The 7,243-nt window shown below is 41.3% G+C and carries 5 protein-coding genes; 4 read left to right on the top strand and 1 reads right to left on the bottom strand.

The genetic code is table 11. From position 1 onward, the window contains the following. Positions 1-37 precede the first annotated feature (37 nt). Positions 38-1,144 carry a precorrin-8X methylmutase gene (locus V7K41_RS15970; protein ID WP_334849644.1) on the bottom strand — a complete coding sequence of 369 codons (1,107 nt, stop codon included), beginning with the start codon at positions 1,142-1,144 and terminating at the stop codon, positions 38-40. A 469-nt stretch (positions 1,145-1,613) separates the two neighbouring features. On the opposite strand from V7K41_RS15970, the gene V7K41_RS15975 reads away from it, so the two are divergent. The 4 genes from V7K41_RS15975 (at position 1,614) to V7K41_RS15990 (ending at position 6,464) form a co-directional block, all read left to right on the top strand. Next, positions 1,614-3,521: a heavy metal translocating P-type ATPase gene (locus V7K41_RS15975; protein ID WP_334849646.1), complete on the top strand. Its 1,908-nt coding sequence runs from the start codon at positions 1,614-1,616 to the stop codon at positions 3,519-3,521. Positions 3,522-3,964: 443 nt separating this feature from the next. Continuing rightward, positions 3,965-4,825, top strand: coding sequence for a 16S rRNA (cytidine(1402)-2'-O)-methyltransferase (gene rsmI / locus V7K41_RS15980; protein ID WP_334849648.1), 861 nt, complete (start codon positions 3,965-3,967; stop codon positions 4,823-4,825). Between the two features lie 389 nt (positions 4,826-5,214). Then, positions 5,215-5,493 (top strand): GlsB/YeaQ/YmgE family stress response membrane protein, encoded by a 279-nt coding sequence (locus tag V7K41_RS15985; RefSeq protein WP_289796500.1) that lies wholly within the window; start codon positions 5,215-5,217, stop codon positions 5,491-5,493. Between the two features lie 59 nt (positions 5,494-5,552). Continuing rightward, positions 5,553-6,464: a hypothetical protein gene (locus V7K41_RS15990; protein WP_334849649.1), complete on the top strand. Its 912-nt coding sequence runs from the start codon at positions 5,553-5,555 to the stop codon at positions 6,462-6,464. Positions 6,465-7,243: the final 779 nt, after the last annotated feature.

Here is a 7,243-nt window from a genome sequence, read left to right on the forward strand (position 1 = left end):
TTGAGACTGTCTTAAGTGAATACTTATTGTTCGGCACTTATTTGAGATAACAATGACAATCTGGCTTATCAATCAGTGACTCAACCAAAGCATTTAGAGCAGTTGCAGCTAATGCGCCACCTCCCAAAGTCCCTTTAACTGTAATATAAGGTATCCCTTGTTGCATCAGTTGTCGTTTAGCTGCGGGAGCATGACTAAAGCCAATGGGCATTCCAATTACTAATGCAGGCTGAATTTTTTGGTTAGCGATCGCTTCACAAGCTTCTAGAAGTACTGAGGGAGCATAACCAACTACCAGCACACAACCATTACTTACTTCCAGCAATTTCGATCGCCATTCTTGATGTTGGCAAAAGGCGAGTTCTGCCTCTGTGGCGGTGGTAATATGGGGGTTATCAATTAAGGTTTCGGTGCAACATCCCAAGTGAAGTAATCGGGTTTGATCTAAAGCAGCAGCAACCGTTTGAGTATCGACAACAATTTGACAACTTGAAGATAAAGCATCTCGACTAGCTGCGATCGCATCTCGACTCAATTTGACAAAGGACACTAAACTAACATCACCACAAGCCAAAACCAGCTGAGAAATTAAATGCTGTTCAATTTCCGAACGGTGAGACAAATCAGGTAGTAAGCGTTGTAGCGATTCTGTAAAAGCTTCCGAGTGGGTATGAATTTCGGCATCCAAGCCACTCCAGAGGTTTTCCAATCCCCCCAATCCGGCTTGGGTTTCAACATCAAGTAACTTCAGTTGCGCCAAAACTTCCGCCTGGATAATTTGACAATGGCGATCGCGCCCCAACAATCCTTCTAATGCTGATGCAGTTTGCCGCAGTTGGGAAATTTGTTGCATCACCGCGCGATATTGCTGTTGGAGTTGTCGCGTGAGGTTAACAGTTGTATCGGCTTCTGGTTCCACTTCCAAAATATTGCGGATATGATTTAGCTGAAACCCTTGCTGTTTGAGTGCGACAATCCGTTGTAACCGGAGGACATCTTTTTGGGTGTAGAGACGGTAATTGCTGCGCGATCGTACTGGTTGCGGCAGCAGTCCCAATTGATGGTAATGGCGCACCATCCGCGGAGTTAAACCTCCACCGACTGCATCAGTGAGTTCTTTAATAGTTAAGCTACCAGCGTTCATAATTTCCTTTAACAACGGCAAAATTCTTTGTAATTCTCCACAAGCCACCTAGACACAAAATTACTATCTGTACTCTATTCTGGGTCATACAGCCAGCCCCGGGCAATCAGTTCTGAAATTGGTAATCCTAAATTTTCAGCTTCTTGATTACTAATTGGTTTTACTCGTACAGGTGCATTACTTTGACGCTCAAACCAATAACCTATAGGTGAAGCTAAAAGATAATTAATTCATACAGAATGATGAAAGATCAGTAAAGCTTGTATATTTTCCGTCAATACATGTTAAATCGTTGCATTTACCCACATCCCACTTTTGAAAAATGCTCCCAGAATACAGATAAAGATTTAACTCTGCGTACCTCTGCGCTTCCCTCAGCGCCCCTTTGCGTTTCAAAATCATTATAAACCTTGACATTAACATTAATGTCAAGGTTTAGCGTGAGAGAGTCCCTGTTAATTCACCTCTCATGCTCTACCCCCAACGTTTGAACCAATTCACCAGAGAACACCCAGATACCGTAGCCCCCCTTTTGTGTGGCTTGCTGTTACTTTTCGGATGGTTCGCCTTACATCTTGGCGCTTTGGGATTTGCGTTCCTACTGCTACCCGCTGCTTATCTAATTGGTGGTTACGAAAGTGCGCGGGAAGGATTGACTACTCTCTTCAAAGAAAAAGAACTCGATGTAGATTTGCTGATGATTGTCGCCGCCATTGGTGCTGCTAGCCTCGGCTTATGGCGAGCAGAATATCATCTAATTATTGATGGGGCAATTTTGATTCTGATCTTTGCCATCAGTGGCGCATTAGAAGGCTATGCAATGCAGCGAACTGAGCGGAGTATCCGTAGTTTGATGAGTTTGACAGCAGATACAGCAAGGGTTTTGTATCAAGGAAGAGAAGAGGAAATTCCGATCAGTCAGCTAAAAGTAGGTGATGAGATTGTCGTCAAACCTGGAGAGCTAATTCCTACCGATGGGATAATTTTATCCGGTTACAGCACCCTCAATCAAGCTGCTATTACAGGCGAGTCTTTACCTGTAGAGAAAGCAGTGGGCGAAGAAGTATTTGCCGGTACACTCAACGGCTATGGTGCATTGCAAATTAAAGTACATAAACCAGCTCAAAGCAGTTTAATCCAGGGTGTAATTCGTTTGGTAGAACAAGCAAAGACTCAAGCACCTCCTTCGCAAGAGTTTATCGATCGCTTTGAGAAAGGATATGCCAAAGTCATTGTAGTAGCTGGGATATTACTGGCAACTTTACCGCCATTTTTTTGGGGATGGGATTGGGAAATAACAATTTATCGCGCTCTTACCTTCTTAGTGGTAGCTTCTCCCTGTGCGCTGATGGCTGCAATTATGCCCACACTGCTTTCGGGAATCGCCAATGGTGCAAGACAAGGAATTTTGTTTAAAAATGGAGCGCAGTTGCAGAAGATTGGCAAAGTCAGAGCGATCGCATTTGATAAAACTGGTACTCTCACAACAGGACAGGTGCAGGTTTTTCAGGTAGTTTCAGTTAGTGAATACACCCAAGCAGATGTATTAAAAACCGCAGCGACAGTAGAATCATCTTCCGAACATCCCATCGGTAAAGCAATTGTACAGGCAGCTAGTGATTTAAATTGGGTTGGTGCAATCCAAGTGCAAGCCATACCCGGACAGGGAATTGTCGGAATTTCCCAAGAACAACAAATAATTGTTGGCAATGCCATTTTTGTACGACAGTATGTAACAAATTTACCTGAAGATTTCCAAGAAATAGTTCAATCTTGGGAGCAAGAAGGTAAAACTGTGGTTTGGGTAGCACGGGGCGCAGAGGTGATGGGTGTAATTGCGATCGCAGATGAGGTGAGAGTCGAAGCAGCCGCAACCATCAGCAGATTAAAGAAACTAGGAGTTGAACAAATTGTCATGTTAACTGGGGATAATCAACAAACTGCTCGCAGTGTCGCCAAAGCAGTCGGAATCGATCGGGTATATGCCCAACTTTTACCAGAAGAGAAGCTGAATGTTATCCGCCGTTTACAGCAACAATATCAAACAGTTGCAATGGTAGGCGATGGCATTAATGATGCACCAGCTTTAGCGCAAGCATCTGTGGGTATAGCGATGGGAGTATCTGGTAGCGATGTGGCATTGGAAACCGCAGATATCGTACTGATGGCAGACAGGTTAGAAAAAATTGCTGTAGCGATGCATTTGGGCAGGCGATCGCAACTCATAGTAAAACAAAATATAGTTGTAGCGTTGAGTTTCATTATGTTGCTTTTGGTCGGCAACTTTCTAGGAAATATTAACTTACCCATCGGCGTCATTGGCCATGAAGGTTCCACAGTGTTAGTTACCCTCAGTGGACTAAGATTATTGAAATAAGTTGAAGGAGGCAGGAGGCAGGAGGCAGGAGGCTCAGTTGGAACAATTGGAAGAGGATTCAGACCCCTCCCTTTTTTTTTGCGCCGTATAAACGGTAAGGTCTTAAACCCCTGCTCCCAAGGCGTCGCGGCAGGAGGGAGATAGCGCAGCGTTAGCGAGTCCGCGAGCGTCGGGCAGTTTTCCTCCTGCCTCCAGCGCTGGAGCCTCCTGCCTTCCTTGATAAAACGTAATACACAGAATGAGCAGCAAAACCCAGATTTAGAGACGCGATTTATCGCGTCTTAAAGAACCAGAAATACCCGAAATCACTGAAATTGATGAATTAGAAACTTTCGTTGGGTCAAAAAAACAAAATTTGGGTATGAAATGTGGCTAATACTCAATTCGCATTAGACGTAAATTATTATTTTGAACTTTTAACTCCTAACTCTTAACTCTTGCTCATGCAAACCGATCCAAAACCAGGAACACTTTACATTGTCGGCACACCAATTGGCAACCTGGAAGATATCACCTTTCGGGCAGTACGAATTTTGCAAACTGTGGATATCATTGCTGCGGAAGACACGCGTCATACGGGGAAACTGCTACAGCATTTTCAAGTTAAAACACCCCAGGTGAGTTACCACGAACACAATCGTACCAGCCGGATTCCAGAGTTATTAGAGCATTTAGTTAATAATAAAGCGATCGCTCTTGTGAGCGATGCTGGGATGCCAGGTATTTCCGATCCTGGATATGAACTGGTGAAAGCCTGTATTGAAGCGGGAATTCCAGTAGTTCCGATTCCTGGCGCTAGTGCAGCAATTACCGCTTTGAGTGCAGCTGGACTACCAACAGATCGATTTGTCTTTGAAGGCTTTCTCCCAGCTAAAACTCAACACAGACAAGAACATTTAGAATCTCTGCAAACAGAATCTCGCACATTGATTTTCTACGAATCGCCGCACCGTTTGCGAGATACTTTGCAAGACTTAGCAGAGGTTTGGGGAAGCGATCGCCAAATTGTGCTAGGACGGGAGTTAACTAAATTGTATGAAGAATTTTGGCGGGGGACAATTGCCGCAGCGATCGCTTACTACACCCAACGAGAACCCCAAGGTGAATATACATTAGTAGTAGCGGGAATTCCAGCCAGTCAGCCCCAACTGACAGAAGAAGAATTGAAAGCCGAATTGAAACAGTTAATTAGTCAAGGAATATCGCGATCGCAAGCTAGCCGTCAGTTAGCAAAATTTACTTCCCTTCCCCGTCGCCAACTATATCAACTAGCTCTTTCTATAGTCTCCAGTCCTGAGCTTTGAACGGCTGATATCGCTTTTTTGAAAATCAAAAATCTAGATGTGAAATGTATATATTTCTTTATTTTTTCTTCCTTTTGTGTCTTTCTCTACGAGATACTACACTTACCCATACAGGGAAGCTAGCTACACGTCGTGTCTCATATAGAATGCGGTTAGCTTCCTTATCTACATCTTGTATGATGTCAAATAGGACTGCTATACAAATACTTAAATGTATACAATGTGACTAATTTGTATATTCATCCTCAAAGATGACTTGGCAAATATTCAAATGATATCTAAAGATTTCTGATATTAGTTCTCTAGATAGATCGAAAATTTTGGAGACAAACTTTAATATGAAATAGTCAAATGCAAACAAAGCAGATTCTCAGTGAAGGAGAAATTCTATGACTAACATTATTGCTTGGTTGGTTTTGGGTTTAATTGCAGGTGCGTTAGCTAAGTTATTTTATCCTGGAACCCAAGGTGGCGGTATTATCTCTACCATTATATTAGGAATCCTTGGAGCCGTATTCGGTGGTTATTTGGGTCAAGTATTGCTAGGAAGTAGTTCGGCAGCAGCTGCATCTGTAGGAGCTTTATCTCTGGGAAGCATTTTATTTGCTGTTATTGGTGCAATGATACTAATTTTCCTTTGGGGTTTACTGACTCGTCGAGCTGTGTAATTACCTCAAATTTAGGTAGCAATCTTGGGAATCACTTCTAACTGCAATAAACCGATAAAATGACATTAGAAAAAGAGCGAAGAACTATAGGAGTTTTCGCTGGGTATCCCGATGCACAATTGGTACTTCAGGAACTAAAAGCTTCTAATTTTCCAATGGACAAAGTTTCTGTTATTGCACGGAATACAGAAGAAAAAAGTGATATTGCTGGTGTTGAAATTATAGAAAACACTGGCAATACATCCTCAGAAGAGACTGCTGGAGCCTTTGCTAGTGATGCTTTAGGCAGTCTTACTGAATTATCAGTCAGTCTAGCCTTATTAGTAATTCCTGGTATAGGCCCAGTCATATTAGCCGGAGCAGAAGTAACTGCGATCGCTACCACCTTAGCAGGTGGTTTGCCTGCTTTATTCCTAAGTTTAGGAATTTCTGAAAAGCAAGCACAGGGTTATAGCGATCTTGTCTGTAAAGGTTACTATTTGGTGATAGTGACCGGTATAGACATAGAAATTCGTCTTGCTAAGAGGATTTTTAATCGCCGTGATATTCAACAATGGGGAGTCTTTGAGCCATACTCGACCCCAAATAATCGCTATAGACACGCACTTGGTGTTTTTTATCGGCATCAAGACGCACAAACAGCGCTGACTGAACTGAGAACTGCTGGCTTCCCAATGAGTCAGGTATCCGTACTTGTTAAGAATACAATTGGTATAAGTGATATTTCCAAGATAAATATCGGCAGTTCTGAAGATAAATATACTACTTTAGGAATTTCTGATGAGCTAGCTAGATATTATGAGCATCATCTAACCCTTGGTCATTACTTATTAATACTAAAAGGTACTGATATCTATGTAGCAGGTGCAAGAGCTATTTTAGAGAGTAACAAGATTCAACATTTTAGTATTTATAGTCAATCTGAACTTGATGTGGCTAGAAGCGATCGCCAGGTTATTACCAACTTCTAGTTAATATCAACAGCTTTGACGACACACCATAATTGTGCATATTCCTAATAATTTATAGTCTAAGTGATACCCTAGTACTATAGATACATACTTCTATGGGTATAGGTTGTCTTTTGAAACCTTAAATTTCTTATGGAATTATACCGCTTGCGATCGCTAAGGTTAAGGTTGCTGTGTAGATTGATGTACAATGGCATAGATATCATATCCTACAGCAAAAGCGACTATATTTGGTGTTTATATAAATTGTGTTTTGATGAATTTAATTTTTAATATCCGGCTGTTTAATTTTACTATCAACCTTTTTCTTAATGCCAAAGTTATTTAACCATTACAATAGAACTTTAATAAACACCATTTTTTAGTTAAATATAATATTAAGTTTATAATTTAAGCACAAGTCTTTAATTATTTACCGCAAGATTCAATTACAAAATCAGGTAGTTGCTTCTTTTGAAAGAAGTTATACTACGAATAATTTATTGTTAAGAAAATTGTCAAAATCTAGATAAAAATATTATGATTTAGATATATATTCATTAAAATAGCGTTATATTTGTAAAAAATGAAGATAAAAATGATAATTGGCGTGCAAAAAACTAGATATATTTTATATAAACTAAATTAAATATAGCGGTTCCCATTCAGATGCGGTACAAGATTAATCGCGAAGTGTAAGGGCATGGCACTGCCCATTGGTGTCAACTTAACGCTAAACCCGCTTGGTGAAGACATTTTGCCCTCACCCCCAGCCCCTCTCCCAAGAGAGAGGGGAGCTA

The organism is Nostoc sp. (assembly GCF_036917415.1).
Lineage (GTDB): Bacteria > Cyanobacteriota > Cyanobacteriia > Cyanobacteriales > Nostocaceae > Nostoc.